Genomic DNA, 16,882 nt, shown 5'->3' with positions numbered 1-16,882 from the left:
CCGGCAAGCCCTTGCGACATCGACGCCATTCACCAACGCCCCTCATCCTGAGGTGCGAGCGACAGCGAGCCTCGAAGGACGCAAAGCCGTTGCGCAAGGCGCCTGTTGACGCCGCCGACCCGTCCCGCTCGAATCCACCGACCCGGCTCAAGACCGGACATGAGGGAGACACGCCATGCTGCTGAAAGGCCGGATCGCCATCGTCACCGGAGGCGCCTCCCCGCGCGGCCTCGGCCTTGCCACCGCGCGGCTGTTTGCCGAGCACGGGGCCAGGGTGGCGATCACCGACATCGACCTGGCTGGTGCGCGGGACGCGGTGAAGACGCTCAAGGGCCGCGGCCACATGGCGCTGAAATGCGATGTCACCCGCAGGTCCGACTGCGACAGGGCGGTCGCCCGCGTGCTGGCCCGTCACGGCCGCATCGACGTGCTGTTCAACAATGCCGGCATCACCTCGCCGAAGCGCCTGATGGACACGGACGATGCGACCTACGACCGCGTGCTCGACATCAACATGCGCGGCACCTTCCACATGACGCAGGCCGTCGTGCCGGCCATGCGCGCGCAGAAGTCAGGCTCGATCATCAACATGAGCTCGGCCTCGGCGCAGAAGGGCGGCGGCATTTTCGGCGGCTCGGCCTATGCCGCGGCCAAGGGCGCCATCCTCGGCTATACCAAGGCCACCGCGCGCGAGTGCGGGCCGGACAACATCCGCGCCAATGCGCTCTGCCCGTCCATGATCGACACCGACATCACCGGCGGCACGCTGTCGAAGGAGCAGATGCAGGCGATCGTCGATTCGGTGCCGCTCGGCCGCCTCGGCCGGGCCGACGAGATTGCCGGCGTCTGCCTGTTCCTGGCCTCGGACCTGTCCACCTATGTCTCCGGTTCGGAGATCGACATCAATGGCGCCAGCCACATCCACTGACGGCCGTCAGCGCGCACCCGTCAGCCAGAAGCCGAGGGCCGTCAGCGCCGGAAGCGGCAGCGAGGCGGCCACCCTCAGCCAGACCACGCGCGCCGGCATGACCGGGATCTCCCAGACGAACAGCCGCTGCACCGCATAGAGCGCCCAGGCCGTGACATAGGCCGAGACCGGCACGACGCCGGCGCCGCTCTTCAGCGCCGAAGCGGCAATGGCAAAGCCGATGACCGGGCCGCCGGGCGTGATCGCGCCGGCAAGGCTTGCCAGCGCCAGCCCCGACAGGCCGGATTCCGGACCGAGCCACGAGCGCACCACCTCCTGCGGCAGCAGCGCGGCGAGGAAGCCGGCGCCGATAACGCCGATGGCAAGCCGCGGGATCAGGTAGAGGAAGTCGAGAACACCGGAGCGCGTAGCGTCCTTCAGCACCGAGCCGCCGCGCCGCCAGGCGAGCAGCGCCAGCATCGCGACGACGACCCAGAGGAAGGCGGCAACCGCGAGGACGATCACGTCTTCAGGCTCCCGGCGACGAACCGCGCCAGCGCCCTGGCGCCGAGACCTGCAAGGATCGGCATGGGTAGCGAGATCAGCATGCGCGTGGTGACGAAGTCGAAGCCGAGGAAGGGCACTTCCCAGATGATCGCCCGGTTGAGGCCGATCAGCGTCCAGCTGGTCACGAAGGCCACCACGGGGCCGATGCCGGCGCCGATCGTCAGGAAGGCCCCGGCGAGCGGATAGATCGTGAAGGGGCCGCCCGGCAGCACCGCACCGATGGCGGTGGCGATAACGAGGCCCGTCAGACCGGATTCGCCGCCGACCCAGCGGGTGACCATCTCCCGCGGCAGCAGGACGGTGACGAAGGCACCGATCAGGCAGCCGGCCAGCACTTTGGGAAGGATGTCGACGAACAGCCAGGAATCTTCGGCCAGCACATGCCAGACGCCACCCCAGCCGTCGCGCCGCCAGACGAAGAAGGCGCCGACCAGCACCAGCGTCAGCACGAACAGCGTCGAACCGTCGACAAGGCTGCGGGACTTGCCGGCCTTCTGAGGCGAGGGCGGCGGCGATGCGGGCGGAGCGGAGGATGACAAGGGGGGCGCGATGTGCGGAAGGCTGCGGGGCGGACGGAGAGGCCATGGTCACGATAGAACCGCCGCCGCGACGGGAGAACCGCTGCGGCGGCGCATCAGCTGCGCCCGATCGTCAGCCCTGCGCGCGGGCCATGGACCTCGCCGGTCAGGCGTCCCTGGCCGCCTTCGCGTCGGCGGCCGCCTGGTCGAGATGGGCGACGAGGCCCGGGGCGAGACCGAGAGCCGCGGCGAAATCCTTCAGGAACTGCCGTTCGGCGGCCGTGTCCGCCGTGATGCCCATCTGCGCGGCGATATAGGCCTGCGCCTTCATCTCGTCGGTCACGCAGGCCGCCGCGATCAGCTTCATCGAGACGGGCGCGGCGAGCATGCCGTCCAGATAGCTCTTCTCGGCCGTTCCCAGGCCCATGGAATCGAGCTGGCCGACGATCGACTGCCGTTCCTCCGGGCTCATGTGGCCGTCGGCATAGGCGCCCGCCACCATCGAGCGCAGCAGGATTTCCGCAGTCTCGTCCACCGTGCCGGCTGCATCCGCGAAGCCCTGCGGAGGCGAGCCGAGCCCGAGGATGGAGGAGACGTCGTTGATGGTGCCCTGGACGACCGGCTTGCCCTGCTGGAAATTGCGCAGCGCCACATAGGCAAGACCACCGATGGCGGCGAGGCCGCCGAGACGCGCCGCGGCGCCTGCGATCTGCCGGCCGGCGCCGGTGCCGAGAAGGAGACCGGCCAGCGTGCCGGCCGCAGCCCCGCCGCCGAAGCCGCCGCCATGTTTCTTCAGGAGGTCGCCGGCCTGGTTGAGCATGTCGCCGAGCGGCGTGCCCGCCGCCCCTGCCATGGCCGTGCCGGCCTTCTGCTGCGCGCCCTGGATCACTGACATGAGCTGGTCGAGCAACGTGCCGCCCGGGGCGCCTGCCGGGCCGCCGGAAGCAGCCTGCGCGCGCGGCGGTTCCGTGCCGCCCTGCGCATTGCGCAGCGCCGTTGCAAGCTGGTCGAACAGCGTGCTGCCACCCGCGCCGCCGCCTGAAGGGGCCTGCTGGCCGCCGCCCGACAATCCGCGCAGCAGGGCGTCGAGCCCGCCCGGCGCGGAGCCCCCCGCCGGCGTCTGGCCAAGCTGGCCGAACAGGCCGCCGCCGCCGCCGGGCTGGGTACCGCCCGACAGGACGGCCGTCAGAATCTTGGAAATGTCGGTCACCTTGGCTCTCCCTGAACGGCCCGCCCGTTGTTCACTTATGCAGGCAATCCGAGACAGCAAGGCCGGTGATCCGGGTCTTTTCGTGTCCGGCCTGCGTGAGGTGGTGGCGCTCAGGCCCTGAGCGCCCGCGCCGCGCGGGCAAGCGCCTCGATGCGGGCATAGTCGCGTGAGGCCAGGGCATCGTCCGGGACGATCCAGGAGCCGCCGACCGCGCCGACATTGGCAAGGGCGAGATAGGCAGGCGCCTTCGCCGCATCGATGCCGCCGGTCGGGCAGAACAAGAGGTTCGGCACCGGACCGGACAGGCTCTTCAGGAAGGCCGCGCCGCCGGACGGTTCGGCCGGGAAGAACTTCAGCGCCGTGAAGCCATGGGCCGCAAGCGCCATGGCCTCGGTCACGGTGGCGCAGCCGGGCAGGACAGGCACGGGCACCTCGGCAAGGGCGGCGGCGAGTGCAGCCGGCGTACCGGGCGAGACCAGGAACTGGGCGCCGGCGGCGGTCGCCGGCTGGATATCGCGGACATGGACGATGGTGCCGGCGCCGACAATGGCCTGCGGCACCTCGCGCGAGATGAGGCGGATCGCCTCCAGCGCCACAGGCGTCCGCAGCGTGACCTCGACGACCGGCAGGCCACCGGCGACCAGCGCCCGCGCCAGCGGCACGGCCTCGGCCGCCTCCTTGATGGTAAGCACCGGAATGACCGGGGCAAGGGCGAGCAGGGGGCGGGCATCGACGGGCATGGCGGCACTCACGGGACGAGCGCCAAGACCTAGCACCTGCGCAGGCGGCGGGGAATCGGGTTTGGCTATTTCACCGTGGCCGGATCGTAGAAGAACCGCTCCATGGCGATCTTCTCGCCGCGCCAGGTCTGCAGCGCCATCTCGTCGAAGCGGCGGGTTGATCCGTCGGGCAGGGTGAAGTCGAAGATCCAGTGGATGGCGACATGGTCGCCGTCGACGAGGAAGGTCCTGACCTTGTGGGTGCGGACGCTTTGTACCCGCGCCAGCGCCGCCTTCTCGTGGACCACCAGCACGTCCCGGCCGACGCGCGGTGGCGCGAGGTTCTCCTGCATCGAGGCGTCCTCGGTGTAGAACTCCTCGATGGCACGGACGTGGTCGTTGGCTTCGACCATGGCGATGAAGCGCTCGACGGTCTCGCGGCTGGGCATGGCGGGCTCCTCGCGTCGGGAGCGGCGATCCTGACGCGCCGCGGTCCAGGTGGCGAGGACGCCGGTGCCGGAATCTGTCAGTTGCGGTTGGTCAGGCCGTTGCGGATACGCGCCGCACGGATCTGGTCGGCCTCGGCAACGATCCGCCGCCGCAAGGCCTCCAGGCCCTCGCGGTTGGTCCGGACGGCATCCGGAAACGCCGAAGGCGCGGTGAAGCTGTCCGGATAGGCAAGGTCGAAGGCAAGCACCTGGGCAAGCGTGCGGTCGAGGGCGGGAATGTCGCCGAATGCATATTCGTTGATCGGCCGGCCGACCACCTCAGACAGCGAGGCGAACAGCGCGGCATCGCCGCCCGGCGGCAGGTTCGGGCGCGCCCTGAGGTGGCTGCGGTAGCGCAACTGCCCGAGATAGAACAGGAACACGGCCTCGTCCCGCCGTCCGATGCGGAACAGGTTCGCCGCCTCATGATAATAGGCCGAGGGGTGCTTGCCTGCGAAATGCGCGGCGACGCCGGCCTGACCGGATGCCTGGGCATGGGCAGGGCGCACCAGCCAAGCAATCAGTCCGGCAGATGCAAGGCCCGCCAGCAGCACACGGCGGGTCGGGATGGCGGACGGGGCGCGGCGAGCATGGGGCATGGCATGTCCAGGGAGGCTGTCGGTCGGCACAGACATCGCGGGCAAGCGTTTCAGTTGCGTTGCACCAACCCGGCGGGGCCGTTCACAACCCTTCAGCGCACCGCGAGCGGCAGCCGCGGCTCGTCCTTCAGCGTCTCCAGAACGATCGAGGAGCGCACCCGCGCCACGCTCTCGTGCGGCAGAAGCACCTCGTTGACCAGCGCCGACAGGCCCTTCAGGTCGCGCACGACGAGTTTCAGCAGATAGTCGGCATCGCCGGTCATGGCATGCGCCTCCTGCACCTCGGGCATGGCCCGGACAAGATCGCCGAAGCGGCGGGCGTTCAGGCCCGAATGGGTGGCCAGCGAGACGAAGATGTACACGGTCACGCCATAGCCGAGCCGGGTCGCGTCGAGGTCGGCCCGGTAGCGGCGGATCAGGCCCTCCTCCTCCAGCCGCTGGCGACGGCGCGAGACCTGACTGGGGGACAGGCGCACGAGATCGGCGAGTTGCTGGTTGGTCCGTGCGCCATCCGCCTGCAGCGCGTCGAGCAGGCGCAGGTCGAAGCCATCAACGCTGGTCGCTTCTTTCATCAATCACCATAAACATGCACGTTTCGTGCAGTCAATCAGCCCAAATGCCTTCCGATCTCACGCTCCTTGCGCGCCATCTGCACGATACTCATCCTCAGTCGAACGCCTTCCAGAGGAGCCTGCCATGGGTCCGTTCCCCCACGATGCCCCGCCCGCCGAAATCAGCGCCCACAACCCGATGGGCACTGATGGCTTCGAATTCGTCGAGTTCGCCCATCCCGAGCCGGCGGAACTGAAGAAGGTCCTGGAACTGATGGGCTTCACGGCGGTCGCCCGCCACCGGTCCAAGGACGTGACGCTCTACCGCCAGGGCGACGTCAACTACATCGTCAATGCCGAGCCGGACTCCTTCGCCGCCGCCTTTGCCGCCGAGCATGGCCCCTGCGCCTGCGCCATGGCCTTCCGAGTCACGGACGCCAGGCACGCCTATGAGCGTGCCATCGCGCTCGGCGCCGAGCCCTATATCGGCAAGGTCGGGCCGATGGAACTTTCGATCCCGGCGGTCAAGGGCATTGGCGGATCGCTGCTCTATTTCGTCGACCGCTACGGTGACAAGGGCTCGATCTACGACGTCGACTTCGTCTGGACCGGCGAGCGCGACCCGCACCCCGAACCGGCCGGCCTCTACTATCTCGATCACCTGACCCACAACGTCTATCGCGGCCGGATGGATCACTGGGCCGGATGGTATGAGAAGCTGTTCAACTTCCGCGAGATCCGCTTCTTCAATATCGAGGGCAAGCTGACCGGCCTGATCTCGCGTGCGCTGACCTCGCCCTGCGGCAAGATCCGCATCCCGATCAACGAGAGCCTCGACGACAAGAGCCAGATCGAGGAATATCTGAAGGAATACAAGGGCGAAGGCATCCAGCACATCGCCTGCGGCTCGCGCGACATCTACGACACCGTGGAAGCGCTGCGCACCAACGGCCTGCCCTTCATGCCCTCCCCGCCGCAGACCTATTACGAGAAGGTCGATGCCCGCGTGCCCGGCCATGGCGAGCCGGTGGAGCGCATGCAGGCCAACGGCATCCTCATCGACGGCGAAGGCGCGGTGGCGGTCGGCGACAAGGAAGGCCGCATGTCGCGCGTCCTGCTGCAGATCTTCTCCGGCACGGTGGTCGGGCCCATCTTCTTCGAGTTCATCCAGAGGAAGGGCGACGACGGCTTCGGCGAGGGCAATTTCCGCGCCCTGTTCGAGTCGATCGAGGAAGACCAGATCCGCCGCGGCGTGCTGGACGACAAGGCCGCCTGACGGGCGGCCTGGAAGGGCTCACCGCGTCGTCATGGCCGGGCTTGTCCCGGCCATGGTCAGCGGCCTGCTTCAACATGTCCGGATAAGCCCTGGCACCTGCCGGCGCGGCGGTCCTGCCTCCTTCGAGGCTCGCTTTCGCTCGCACCTCAGGATGAGGACGATTGCGGATGGCAAGAGGATTGGCCCGCCCCAGGCGATCGACTCGGTCGCGAGGCTGATGCAGCCCGCCGCCCTCCCTCATCCTGAGATGTGAGCCCGAAGGGCGAGCCTCGAAGGACGCAGAACCCGGGTGCAATGCCGCCCGTGGGCAGAACCTCACGCCGCCAGCCGCCCCTCCGTCACCGCGTGGCAGGCGACCGTTCCGAAACTGTCCGTCACGGCGGCCGGCACTTCCGCCCGGCAGCGGCCATTGGCCAGCGGGCAGCGCGGATTGAACGGGCAGCCGGGCGGTGGCGTGATCGGGTTGGGAATCTCGCCATCCACCGGCTTGCGCGCGCGGCCGGACATTTCGAGGTCCGGGATCGCGTCGAGCAGCATGCGCGTATAGGGGTGGCGCGGCGCCGAGAACATCTGGTGCGCGGGCGCGACCTCCACCAGCCGGCCGAGATACATCACGCCGATGCGCGTCGCCATGTGCCGGACGACCGCCAGATTGTGCGAGATGAACAGATAGGTCAGGCCGAACTCGTCCTGCAGGTCGCGCATCAGGTTGAGAATCTGCGCCTGCACCGAGACGTCCAGGGCCGAGGTCGGCTCGTCGCAGACGATGAATTCCGGTCTCGAGGACAGCGCCCGGGCGATGGCGACGCGCTGGCGCTGGCCGCCGGAGAACTCGTGCGGATATTTGCGCCCGTCGGCGGGGTCGAGGCCCACGGTCCTGAGCAGCCGGCCGACCTCCGCATCGATCTCGCGATTGTCGCGCATCAGGCCGAAGGCGCGGATCGGCTCGGCAATGATCCGGTCGACCCGCCAGCGCGGATTGAGCGAGGCATAGGGCGACTGGAAGATCATCTGGATCTTGCTGCGCAGGGTCCTGATGCGGCCGGCATCCGCCCGGCTCCACATGTCGACGCCGTCGATGACGACCGATCCGGCGGAGGGCTCCAGCAGGCCCACCACCATGTTGGCAACGGTCGACTTGCCGGAGCCGGATTCGCCGACGAGCGCGAAGGTCTCGCGCCGGCCGATCGTGAAGGACACATCCTGCACGGCACGCAGAAGGCGCTTCTCCTCCCGCTCGATCACGCGGTTCAGCCAGGGCTTGGAGACGTCGAAGGTGCGCGACAGGTTGCGGATGGTAACGAGCGGCTCGGTCATGCCGCCTTCTCCTTCTTCTCGTCATAGAGCCAGCAGGCGACCTCGGTCGCGCCCACCGGGATGGGGTTCGGCCGTTCGATCCGGCAGCGGTCGAAGACCTTCGGGCAGCGCGGATTGAAGGCGCAGCCCTGCGGGATGGCGGTCAGCCGCGGCATGGAGCCGGGAATCTGCACCAGCCGTTCGGCGTCGCTGGTCAGCGAGGGGATCGAGCCCATCAGTCCTTCGGTATAGGGGTGGCGGGCCCGCTTGATGACGTCCTGCACCGGGCCGATCTCGGCGATGCGGCCGGCATACATGACCGCCACGCGGTCCGCCGTCTCGGCGATCACGCCCATGTCGTGGGTGATCAGCATCACCGCCGTGCCGTGGTCCTTGCAGAGCTTCTTGAGCAGCGTGATGATCTGCGCCTGCACCGACACGTCGAGGGCGGTGGTCGGCTCGTCGGCGATCACCAGCTCGGGCTCCGCGCAGAGTGCCAGGGCCAGCACGACGCGCTGGCGCATGCCGCCGGAGAACTGGTGCGGATAGGCATCGATGCGCTTGTCCGGCGCCGGGATGCCGACCTCGGTCAGGAGGTCGATGGCGCGCTGTCGGGCCTGCTGCGCCGTCAGGCTCGTATGGGTCTGGATCGTTTCGATGAGCTGTTCGCCGACCCGGTAGAGCGGGTTCAGCGAGGTCAGCGGGTCCTGAAACACCATGCCGATGCGCTTGCCGCGAATGCGCCGCATCTGGTCGGCCGGCAGGTTGTCGATCCGCTCGCCGCGCAGCAGCACCTCGCCTCCGGCAATGCGGCCGGGCGGCTCCAGCAGGCCGATGACGGCCGTGCCGGTCATGGACTTGCCGGCCCCCGATTCGCCGACCACGCCCAGCACCTCGCCGGGCGCGATGTCGAAGGAGATGCCGTCGACCGCGGTCAGGATGCCCCGGCGTGTCGGGAACTGGACCACAAGGTCGCGGACGGAAAGGACAGGCGTTGTCATCGGACTCGTTCGGTTCAGCGCAGTTTCGGGTTGAGGGCGTCGCGCAGCCAGTCGCCGAGCAGGTTGATCGACAGGGCGAGCAGCACGAGGGCGAGCGCCGGGAAGAACAGGATCCACCACTCGCCGGAGAACAGATATTGCTGGCCGAAGCGGATCAGCGTGCCGAGCGAGGGCTGGGTGGCCGGCACGCCGACCCCGAGGAAGGACAGCGTCGCCTCCTCGATGATCGCCAGCGCCAGATTGATGGTGGCGATCACCAGCACCGGTCCGGTGACATTGGGCAGGACATGCCGGGCCATGATGAGCAGCGGCGGCCGTCCCATGACGCGCGCGGCCTGCACATATTCCTTGTTGCGCTCGACCATGGTGGAGCCGCGCACCGTGCGCGCGTACTGCGCCCAGTTGGACAGGCCGATGGCGACGATCAGCACCCAGATGGCCACCTGCTCGTGCTGGGACGGCGGAATGAGGCCGCGGGCCACGCCGAAGAACAGGAGCGCGATCAGGATGGCGGGGAAGGACAGCTGGATGTCGGCGACCCGCATGATGAAGGCGTCGATCCGCCCGCCGAGATAGCCCGCGACGAGACCGAGGCTGACCCCCATGACCACCGAGAAGGCGACCGAGGAGAAGCCGACGAACAGCGACACGCGCGAGCCGTAGAGGATGGCCGAGAACAGGTCGCGGCCCTGGTTGTCGGTTCCGAGCAGGAACACCGTGTTGGTGCCCATGCCCGCCTCGCCAGGCTTCGTATAGGCGTCGAGCAGGTTGATCGCGGCGGGGTCGAAGGCGTTCTGCGGGGCGATGAACCCGGCGAAGACGGACGCGACCAGCAGGATGGTCGCGGTCAGAGCCGCCACCATCGCCACTGGCGAATGGCGGAAGCTCCATGCGACATCCGAATCCCAGGCGCGCCGGAAGCGGCCCGCAGATGTGGGAGGCACTTCACCCGGCTGGTCGGTCACTGCCATGGGGGCCTCAATGGGCCGAGGCCCGACCCACGCCCCTCAGGCGCGGATCGAGCAGGAAATAGATGAGGTCGACGCAGAGATTCGTGACCACAAAGACGAAGGCGACGAACATCAGGTAGGCGGCCATCACCGGAATGTCGACGAACTGCACGGCCTGGACGAAAAGCGCGCCGAGCCCCGGCCACTGGAACACGCTCTCGGTGACGATGGCGAAGGCGATGACGCCGCCGAGCTGAAGCCCGGCAATCGTCGTTACCGGTACCATGGTATTCTTGAGGGCATGGCGGAACCAGATGGTCCGCTCCGGCACGCCGCGCGCGCGGGCGAACTTCACGTAGTCGGTGCGCATGGTCTCCAGCATCTCGGCGCGCACCAGCCGCATGATCAGGGTGAGCTGGTAGAAGCCGAGGGTGAGCACCGGCATAACCAGCGACTTCAGCCCCGAGACGGTGAGCAGGCCCGTGGTCCACCAGCCGATCTTCACGACGTCTCCGCGCCCGAAGGAGGGCAGCCAGCGCAGTTCCACCGCGAACAGCCAGATGAGGCCGATACCGATCAGGAAGGTCGGCAGCGACACCCCCACCAGCGAGATCGACAGGATGAGGTGCGACAGGATGCCGTTGCGCCGGATGGCGGTATAGACGCCGAGGATGATGCCCATGACCACGGCGAACAGTGCCGACAGCACGGCCAGTTCCACGGTCGCCGGCAGGCGTTCGGCGATCAGGTCGGAGACGGGACGGCCCTGCCGGTAGCTGATGCCGAACTGCAGCTGGGCGGCATTGACCACGAAGCGGGCGAACTGGAGGGGGATCGGATCGGCAAGGCCGAGGTCGCGCGCCAACTGCTCGCGATCCTCCACCGTCGCCTCCTGGCCGACCAGGTTCGAGACCGGATCGCCGACGAAGCGAAACATGGAGAAGGCGACGAGCGCGACGGTGAGCATCACCAGGACCGCCTGGGCGAGGCTCTTCACGACATAGGCGATCATGGCGCTGGCGTCCGTTCAGACGACGAAAAGGCCCTCCCCCGGCAGCACCGGGAGAGGGCCGTGGGGGACCTGATCGCTCAGGAGCCGGCGAAGCGGAACAGCTTGAACCAGGCGCCCGCATCCGGATGCACCGGCACGTCGATGCCGCCGCGCGAGGCGTGGCTGATCGACTGGAGGTGCAGCGGAATGTAGATCGCCTGCTCGCGCAGCTGCTTCTGGATATCCGCCAGTTCGGCATTGCGGCGGGCGATATCAGGCATGGTCTGGAGCGCCAGCATGCGGGTGTCGAGCGCCGGGTTGGAATAGCGGGTGCCGTTCCAGCCGCCATTGTTGGCGGTGCGCGTGTGATAGAGGAAGGTCAGGATGTACTCGGCGTCATAGGTCGGGATGCCCCAGCCGAGCAGGAAGAAGTCCAGCTCCTGCCGCTGCAGCTCCGGGAAGTGCTGGGCGGCGGGCTTGGCCACCAGGCTCGCGCGGATGCCGATCTGGCCCATCATCGCCACCACTGCCTGGCAGATGTTCTCGTCCGAGACGTAGCGGTTGTTGGGGCACTGCAGCGTCACCGAGAAGCGGGTGTTGCCGGCATCGGCGCGGCGCGGATAGCCGGCCTCGTCGAGCGCACGGTTGGCCGCGGCGGGGTCGAAGCGCGGAACGGCCGCCAGCTCCTGCGAATAGCCGGAGATGAAGGGCGAGCCGATATAGCCGATCGGCTGGCCCTGGCCGCGCATCACCACGCGGGTGATGGCTTCCCGGTTGACCGCGATGTTGATGGCATTGCGCACCCGCACGTCGGCGAAGGGGTTCTTGCCCCGGATGTCGGAGGACTTCAGCTCGGCATCGCCGACATTGAAGCCGAGGAAGATCACGCGGTTCTCGGGACCGGTGGTGACCTTCACGCCCTGGCTCTGCTGCAGGCGCGCGATGTCCTGGACCGGAACGTCATGGACCACGTCGAGTTCGCCCGACAGCAGCGCCGCGATGCGGGTCGCGTCCTGCTGGATCGGCACGACGATCAGCTCGGTGACCTGCATGGGAAACTGGTTGCGGCCCCAGTAGCCCTCGAAGCGGCGCATCACCGTGCGCACGTCCGGCTCGCGGGAGACCAGCGTGAACGGGCCGGTGCCCATGGCATTGCGGGTGGCGCCGTTCTCGGCCCGCTCGCGGATGTTCTGCGGCTCGAGGGCATTGTTCTGCTCGGCCCAGGCCTTGGACATCATGAAGATGTTGGTCAGGTTCTCGACCAGCAGCGGGTTCGGTGCCTTGGTCTTGATGCGGATCGTGTGGGCATCGACCTTGGTGACGCTCTCGATCGAGGTCAGCAGGCCGCGATAGTCGGAACTCGGCTTGCGGGCGCGCTCGAACGAGAACACGGCGTCGTCGGCGGTAAAGTCCGACCCGTTGTGGAACTTCACGCCCTGCCGGAGCTTGAACTCCCAGACGGTCGGATCCTCGGGCAGGATGCGCCATTCGGTGGCAAGGGTTGCCACCAGCTTGCCGTCATAGCCGCGGATCACCAGCGGCTCGTAGAGCTGGTGCGCGACGTTGGAGGTCGGGCCGATATTGGCCGACATCGGGTCGAGCGTCTGGGCATCGACCGAGCGACCCCAGCGAACCGTACGGGCATCGGCCGCGGTGACGAAGGTCACGGCGGCAAGGAGCACGCCGGCCAGGAGTTTGGTTCCGAAACGCATATGTCGCCTCCGCAACATGGGTTGCAGCGGGGCCTCTGCCCCGCTCCCTGGAGCGATCATAAACAGGCGTTACGAACCTGTCACGGAGGCGAAATGGGCGTAATGCCGCAGAAACGGGCAGCCTTCAGGGCTTGATTTCGATCTCGATGAAGGCAAAGGCGCGGCCGGTGGCATTGACGATGTTGTGCTCCACGCCTTCCTTCCGGAAATAGGGCTCGTGGGTCTTCATCTCATATTCCCCGCCGCTGCCGTCGGGCAGTTCGGCGATCACCTTCCCGTCGGCCAGCGGCACCACCACGTAGTCCCAGCCATGGGTATGCCACCCGGTCTCGGCGCCGTCCGAGAAGTTCCAGCGCGTCACCTTCACCCGGTCGTTGTCGACGAGCACCTGGGGATCGGCGGGCGGGCGGCAGGTGAAGGTCATGGATCGGTCCTTTCGTCGGGTGACAGCCCGGCCGAGCGGCCGGCGACAAGCCAGTGGATGAGGCCGCCGACAAGGCCGGCAGCGAGATAGACGATGAGGCGCCGGGCCGAGAAGGCCGGGTCCTCTCCGAGCAGCGGGTCGGGCTCTTCGGCGCGGGCGTTCCAGACCAGCCAGCCGAGCACGGCCGCCGCGCCGGCAAGACCGAGGCCGAGCGAGAAGGCCAGCGAACGCCAGCGGAAGATTTCCGCGGCGAAGGCAGCGATCAGCAGCGGCCAGAGCCAGGCCGCAGCGTGGAAGGCGATGTAGCCGGCAAGCAGCACCCCGACCAGCCATTCCGGCAGCCGGCCCCGGTTGAGGTCGAGCACCAGCACCATGGCTGCGGCGACGGCCAGCGCCAGGAAGAAGCCGGCGCCGATCCTCAGGAGGCGGACAAGGTAGAAGCCGTAGCGATTCATGGCGGCGATCCTAGCCCTCAGGCCGAAGCCGCGGAAGCGCAGGCCTGCCCGGCAATGCCGGCCGCGCAGGGCCGTCCGGCGAAGGGAGCCGACAGCCTCGCCAACGCTCTATGTGTTTTTTCCTATTAAAGGATAATGATCTTGACAAACGCCATGCCGTCCGCCATCTTGCCGGTTGGCGAGATGGAGGATCGGACGGTGGTTTCTGGTGCGATGGCGGGGGTCTTGACGGGCGGGACGGCAGCGCTGCTGCTGGCGGCCGTCATCATGCTCGCCGGTGCCGCGGCGGGGCTCTTGGCCCGTCTGCGGGCAGCCGGACAGCGACTGGCTGGCAGCCTTCGGCTCGCGGGCGCCCGGCACGGGGCCGGACGCCAGGAGGGAACCGAAGGAACCGCGCCGCGGGCCTGCGCCTCAGCGCACCACCGCGCCGTAGAGCAGGTTCTTGAACAGCATGCGCGAGTGCAGGCGCGTGGACGGGCCCTGCGTCATGATGATCGCCACCAGCCCCTCGCGCCGGTCGATGGTGAAGCTCGTGCCCCAGACGCCGGCCCACATGGCATCGCCGGTCGAGCCGGGGGCCACCGCGAAGCCGTCCTGAAGGCGTACGGCAAAGCCGAGGCCGAAGCCGTAGCCGGGACCGGTCGAGCCGGCCGTCGAGCCGGACATGCCGATGATGTGGTCGGACAGCATGAAATCGACCCAGCGCGGCGAGACCAGGCGCCGGCCCATGAACGCGCCGCCATCGGCGATCATCTGGGCGAATTTGAAATAATCCTCGGCGGTGCCGACGAGACCCGCGCCGCCGCGGAAATACATGTTGTGCTCGGACGGGTTCTCGAAGGCGCGCCAGCCGCCCCAGAGCGGGCGCTTGAGCGGGTCGGTGTCGAAGGCTTCGGCGAGCCGCGAGCGGCGACCCTCCGCGACGTGCCAGGTGGTGTCGCGCATGTCGAGCGGCTCGAGGATCATCTCGTTGATCAGCACGTCGAGCCGCTTGCCGGTGACGCGCTCCAGCAGCAGGCCGAGCACGTCGGTGGAGATCGAATATTCGAAGGCCGTGCCGGGCTGGTGGACGAGGGCGATCTGGCCGAGCCGGCGCAGCATCTCCTCGGAGGAGATGTTGCCGCGCATGCCCTCGATATTCTGCTGCTCGTAGAGTTCCTTCAGCCGGGGCGAGCGGATGGAGGCGGAATAGGCAAAGCCCGCAGTGTGGCGAAGCAGATCCTGAACGGTGATGGGCCGGGCCAGCGCCACGTCCTCCGTCGTGGTGGTGCCGTCGGGATTGGTGCGGCGGACCTCCACCTTCAGGTCGCGCAGTTCCGGCAGCCAGGTGACGATCGGATCGGACAGCTTCATGCGACCCTGCTCGATCAGCATGACGGCTGCCGTGGACACGATCGGCTTGGTCATGGAGGCGAGCAGGAACAGCGTGTCGCGGGTCATGGGCTGCGTCTTGGCCGCGTCACGGAAGCCATGCGCCTCGAAATGGACGATGCGGCCGCGCCGGGCGATCAGCGTCACGGCGCCGGGAAACTGGCCCTTCTCCACCTGCTCCAGCATGACCGGGCCGATGCGGCCGAGCCGCTCGCGCGACAGGCCCATGACCGTATCCTCGCGGGAGCGGCGGTCGGCCCGGCCCGGTCCGCGCCGGCCATCCTCGCGCTCGAAACGCGCGCCCCTGTCGCCCTCCCGTTCGAACCGGCCGCTCGGCTGCGCCTCGGCGACCGGCATGGCGCCCAGCGTGAAGGCAAGGGTGAGCGTGACCGCGGCCGCGACACAGCGAACGGACCTCATGGCAACCTCCCGGATTGTTGTTGGGGCCGGCAGTTCAGCCGGTTGGACCGGAACTGATCACCACCGTCGGGGGGCGGTCAAGCCGGAAGCAAGGCTGAGGGGCGGAGGCCGCCTGCTGGCGTCAGTCCACCATGGTCATGGCGCGGAAGGCATCCTGCTCGGCCTTCGACATCAGCTCGGCCCGCTCCCTGGCGCGCAGCCGCTCGGTGTCGCTCTTGAGCTGGCCGCAGGCGGCAAGGATGTCGCGCCCGCGCGGCGTCCGCACCGGAGACGAATAGCCGGCATTGAAAACAACTTCCGAGAACCGCTCGATCTGCTCCCAGTCGGAGCATTCGTAAGCGGAGCCGGGCCAGGGATTGAACGGGATCAGGTTGATCTTGGCCGGAATGCCCTTGAGCAGGCGCACCAGGCGCCTGGCATCCTCGGCGGAATCGTTGACGCCCTTGAGCATCACATATTCGAAGGTGATGCGCCGCGCATTCGACACGCCCGGATAGGTCCGGCAGGCTTCCAGAAGCTCGTCGATGGGATATTTGCGGTTCAGCGGCACCAGTTCGTCGCGCAGGTCGTCGGTCACCGCATGGAGCGAGATGGCCAGCGACACGCCGGTATCGGCGCCGACCTTGCCGATCTCCGGCACGACGCCGGAGGTCGACAGCGTGATGCGCCGCTTGGAGAACTGCAGGCCGTCCGGGTCGAGCATCACCTTCAGCGCGGTGGTGACGTTGGCGGTGTTGTAGAGCGGCTCGCCCATGCCCATCAGCACCACATTGGTGACGAAGCGGCCGCCGTCGTCCGGCACGAAGGCGCCCTCGGGCGGCGTCTCGCCCGGCCAGTCGCCGAGCCGGTCGCGGGCGACCACCACCTGCGCGACGATCTCGGCGGCGGTCAGGTTGCGCACCAGCTTCTGCGTTCCGGTGTGACAGAACGAGCAGGCCAGCGTGCAACCGACCTGGCTGGAAATGCACAGCGTGCCGCGGTCGCGTGTGGGGATATAGACGGTCTCGATCTCGTGCCATTTCTCGCCCGGCACCGAGGGCGGAATGCGCATCAGCCACTTGCGGGTGCCGTCGGCCGACACCTGCTCGACCACCACCTCCGGACGGTCGAGCGAATGGGCCTCCGCGAGCAGGGCGCGCAACTGCTTGGAGACGTTGCTCATCGCCTCGAACGAGCGGGCGCCGCGCTGGTAGATCCAGCCCCAGAGCTGCGAGACGCGCATGCGCGCCTCCTTCTCCGGCACGCCCAGCGCGACGAGCGCCGTCTTCAGCCCGGCCCTGTCGAGCCCGACGAGCGAGGGTTTTCCCGGCGCCTGGACGGGCACGGGTGCGGCAGCGGGCCTGGCATTGGCGAGGTCGAGGGTCGGCATGGGTCGGGGCTGGTCCTTGTCAGGGCGGGCCTATAGCACGAATGCGGCCGCCTCGCAG

General features: G+C 68.2%; 18 protein-coding genes. 2 read left to right on the top strand and 16 right to left on the bottom strand.

Annotated elements, in window-relative coordinates:
- The first annotated feature begins 175 nt into the window (after positions 1–175).
- Positions 176–928, top strand: a complete 753-nt coding sequence (locus ACTIFS_RS19525) for an SDR family NAD(P)-dependent oxidoreductase (RefSeq protein WP_439575790.1) — start codon at positions 176–178, stop codon at positions 926–928.
- A gap of 6 nt (positions 929–934) precedes the next feature.
- Here ACTIFS_RS19525 and ACTIFS_RS19520 read toward each other — a convergent pair whose 3' ends face one another.
- From ACTIFS_RS19520 to ACTIFS_RS19490, 7 genes are all read right to left on the bottom strand, one after another.
- On the bottom strand, positions 935–1,432 hold the full coding sequence (locus ACTIFS_RS19520) for a hypothetical protein (RefSeq protein WP_439575789.1): 498 nt from the start codon (positions 1,430–1,432) through the stop codon (positions 935–937).
- Complete coding sequence (locus ACTIFS_RS19515) at positions 1,429–2,013, bottom strand: permease (protein ID WP_439575788.1); 585 nt, start codon at positions 2,011–2,013, stop codon at positions 1,429–1,431. Before ACTIFS_RS19515 ends, ACTIFS_RS19520 begins: the two co-directional genes overlap by 4 nt.
- A gap of 145 nt (positions 2,014–2,158) precedes the next feature.
- The gene (locus tag ACTIFS_RS19510; RefSeq protein WP_439575787.1) at positions 2,159–3,202 is read right to left on the bottom strand and encodes a tellurite resistance TerB family protein; all 1,044 of its coding nucleotides are present in this window, start codon (positions 3,200–3,202) and stop codon (positions 2,159–2,161) included.
- A gap of 110 nt (positions 3,203–3,312) precedes the next feature.
- Entirely contained in the window at positions 3,313–3,942 is a 630-nt protein-coding gene (gene eda / locus ACTIFS_RS19505) for a bifunctional 4-hydroxy-2-oxoglutarate aldolase/2-dehydro-3-deoxy-phosphogluconate aldolase (protein ID WP_439575786.1), read from the bottom strand.
- A 65-nt stretch (positions 3,943–4,007) separates the two neighbouring features.
- Complete coding sequence (locus ACTIFS_RS19500; RefSeq protein ID WP_439575785.1) at positions 4,008–4,370, bottom strand: nuclear transport factor 2 family protein; 363 nt, start codon at positions 4,368–4,370, stop codon at positions 4,008–4,010.
- Positions 4,371–4,447: 77 nt separating this feature from the next.
- Positions 4,448–5,008 (bottom strand): hypothetical protein, encoded by a 561-nt coding sequence (locus ACTIFS_RS19495; protein ID WP_439575784.1) that lies wholly within the window; start codon positions 5,006–5,008, stop codon positions 4,448–4,450.
- 92 nt (positions 5,009–5,100) lie between these two features.
- A complete protein-coding gene (locus tag ACTIFS_RS19490) occupies positions 5,101–5,580 on the bottom strand; it encodes an Lrp/AsnC family transcriptional regulator (RefSeq protein WP_439575783.1) in 480 nt (159 codons plus the stop codon).
- Between the two features lie 124 nt (positions 5,581–5,704).
- Here ACTIFS_RS19490 and hppD point away from each other — a divergent pair, with 124 nt between their 5' ends.
- Positions 5,705–6,835 (top strand): 4-hydroxyphenylpyruvate dioxygenase, encoded by a 1,131-nt coding sequence (hppD, locus tag ACTIFS_RS19485; RefSeq protein WP_439575782.1) that lies wholly within the window; start codon positions 5,705–5,707, stop codon positions 6,833–6,835.
- Between the two features lie 315 nt (positions 6,836–7,150).
- Here the strand turns inward: hppD and ACTIFS_RS19480 are convergent, their stop codons facing one another.
- The 9 genes from ACTIFS_RS19480 to rlmN form a co-directional block, all read right to left on the bottom strand.
- Positions 7,151–8,152 carry an ABC transporter ATP-binding protein gene (locus tag ACTIFS_RS19480; RefSeq protein ID WP_439575781.1) on the bottom strand — a complete coding sequence of 334 codons (1,002 nt, stop codon included), beginning with the start codon at positions 8,150–8,152 and terminating at the stop codon, positions 7,151–7,153.
- Positions 8,149–9,132, bottom strand: coding sequence for an ABC transporter ATP-binding protein (locus ACTIFS_RS19475; protein ID WP_439575780.1), 984 nt, complete (start codon positions 9,130–9,132; stop codon positions 8,149–8,151). Before ACTIFS_RS19475 ends, ACTIFS_RS19480 begins: the two co-directional genes overlap by 4 nt.
- Positions 9,133–9,146: 14 nt before the next feature.
- Positions 9,147–10,103, bottom strand: coding sequence for an ABC transporter permease (locus ACTIFS_RS19470; RefSeq protein WP_439575779.1), 957 nt, complete (start codon positions 10,101–10,103; stop codon positions 9,147–9,149).
- A gap of 7 nt (positions 10,104–10,110) precedes the next feature.
- On the bottom strand, positions 10,111–11,094 hold the full coding sequence (locus ACTIFS_RS19465; protein WP_439575778.1) for an ABC transporter permease: 984 nt from the start codon (positions 11,092–11,094) through the stop codon (positions 10,111–10,113).
- Positions 11,095–11,171: 77 nt separating this feature from the next.
- Positions 11,172–12,785, bottom strand: coding sequence for an ABC transporter substrate-binding protein (locus tag ACTIFS_RS19460; protein WP_439575777.1), 1,614 nt, complete (start codon positions 12,783–12,785; stop codon positions 11,172–11,174).
- A 124-nt stretch (positions 12,786–12,909) separates the two neighbouring features.
- The gene (locus ACTIFS_RS19455) at positions 12,910–13,209 is read right to left on the bottom strand and encodes a cupin (RefSeq protein ID WP_439575776.1); all 300 of its coding nucleotides are present in this window, start codon (positions 13,207–13,209) and stop codon (positions 12,910–12,912) included.
- Positions 13,206–13,664: a hypothetical protein gene (locus ACTIFS_RS19450; protein ID WP_439575775.1), complete on the bottom strand. Its 459-nt coding sequence runs from the start codon at positions 13,662–13,664 to the stop codon at positions 13,206–13,208. The genes ACTIFS_RS19455 and ACTIFS_RS19450 overlap by 4 nt, the downstream gene beginning before the upstream one ends.
- A 411-nt stretch (positions 13,665–14,075) precedes the next feature.
- On the bottom strand, positions 14,076–15,455 hold the full coding sequence (locus tag ACTIFS_RS19445) for a serine hydrolase domain-containing protein (protein ID WP_439575774.1): 1,380 nt from the start codon (positions 15,453–15,455) through the stop codon (positions 14,076–14,078).
- A gap of 121 nt (positions 15,456–15,576) precedes the next feature.
- Positions 15,577–16,824 carry a 23S rRNA (adenine(2503)-C(2))-methyltransferase RlmN gene (gene rlmN / locus ACTIFS_RS19440; RefSeq protein ID WP_439575773.1) on the bottom strand — a complete coding sequence of 416 codons (1,248 nt, stop codon included), beginning with the start codon at positions 16,822–16,824 and terminating at the stop codon, positions 15,577–15,579.
- Positions 16,825–16,882 lie beyond the last annotated feature (58 nt).

The sequence above is a fragment of the Phreatobacter sp. genome (assembly GCF_051860605.1).
Classification (GTDB): Bacteria; Pseudomonadota; Alphaproteobacteria; order Rhizobiales; family Phreatobacteraceae; genus Phreatobacter.
Note: the sequence above shows the minus strand (reverse complement) of the source record. Positions and strands in the feature narration are given on the sequence as shown.

What these genes read in the sequence shown, in the direction of transcription:
- ACTIFS_RS19500 (WP_439575785.1), bottom strand. Translation starts at nt 4,370, where the DNA reads ATGCCCAGCCGCGAGACCGTCGAGCGCTTCATCGCCATGGTCGAAGCC.
- ACTIFS_RS19475 (WP_439575780.1), bottom strand. Translation starts at nt 9,132, where the DNA reads ATGACAACGCCTGTCCTTTCCGTCCGCGACCTTGTGGTCCAGTTCCCG.
- hppD (WP_439575782.1), top strand. Translation starts at nt 5,705, where the DNA reads ATGGGTCCGTTCCCCCACGATGCCCCGCCCGCCGAAATCAGCGCCCAC.
- rlmN (WP_439575773.1), bottom strand. Translation starts at nt 16,824, where the DNA reads ATGCCGACCCTCGACCTCGCCAATGCCAGGCCCGCTGCCGCACCCGTG.
- eda (WP_439575786.1), bottom strand. Translation starts at nt 3,942, where the DNA reads ATGCCCGTCGATGCCCGCCCCCTGCTCGCCCTTGCCCCGGTCATTCCG.
- ACTIFS_RS19465 (WP_439575778.1), bottom strand. Translation starts at nt 11,094, where the DNA reads ATGATCGCCTATGTCGTGAAGAGCCTCGCCCAGGCGGTCCTGGTGATG.
- ACTIFS_RS19450 (WP_439575775.1), bottom strand. Translation starts at nt 13,664, where the DNA reads ATGAATCGCTACGGCTTCTACCTTGTCCGCCTCCTGAGGATCGGCGCC.
- ACTIFS_RS19455 (WP_439575776.1), bottom strand. Translation starts at nt 13,209, where the DNA reads ATGACCTTCACCTGCCGCCCGCCCGCCGATCCCCAGGTGCTCGTCGAC.
- ACTIFS_RS19525 (WP_439575790.1), top strand. Translation starts at nt 176, where the DNA reads ATGCTGCTGAAAGGCCGGATCGCCATCGTCACCGGAGGCGCCTCCCCG.
- ACTIFS_RS19445 (WP_439575774.1), bottom strand. Translation starts at nt 15,455, where the DNA reads ATGAGGTCCGTTCGCTGTGTCGCGGCCGCGGTCACGCTCACCCTTGCC.
- ACTIFS_RS19490 (WP_439575783.1), bottom strand. Translation starts at nt 5,580, where the DNA reads ATGAAAGAAGCGACCAGCGTTGATGGCTTCGACCTGCGCCTGCTCGAC.
- ACTIFS_RS19480 (WP_439575781.1), bottom strand. Translation starts at nt 8,152, where the DNA reads ATGACCGAGCCGCTCGTTACCATCCGCAACCTGTCGCGCACCTTCGAC.
- ACTIFS_RS19470 (WP_439575779.1), bottom strand. Translation starts at nt 10,103, where the DNA reads ATGGCAGTGACCGACCAGCCGGGTGAAGTGCCTCCCACATCTGCGGGC.
- ACTIFS_RS19460 (WP_439575777.1), bottom strand. Translation starts at nt 12,785, where the DNA reads ATGCGTTTCGGAACCAAACTCCTGGCCGGCGTGCTCCTTGCCGCCGTG.
- ACTIFS_RS19495 (WP_439575784.1), bottom strand. Translation starts at nt 5,008, where the DNA reads ATGCCCCATGCTCGCCGCGCCCCGTCCGCCATCCCGACCCGCCGTGTG.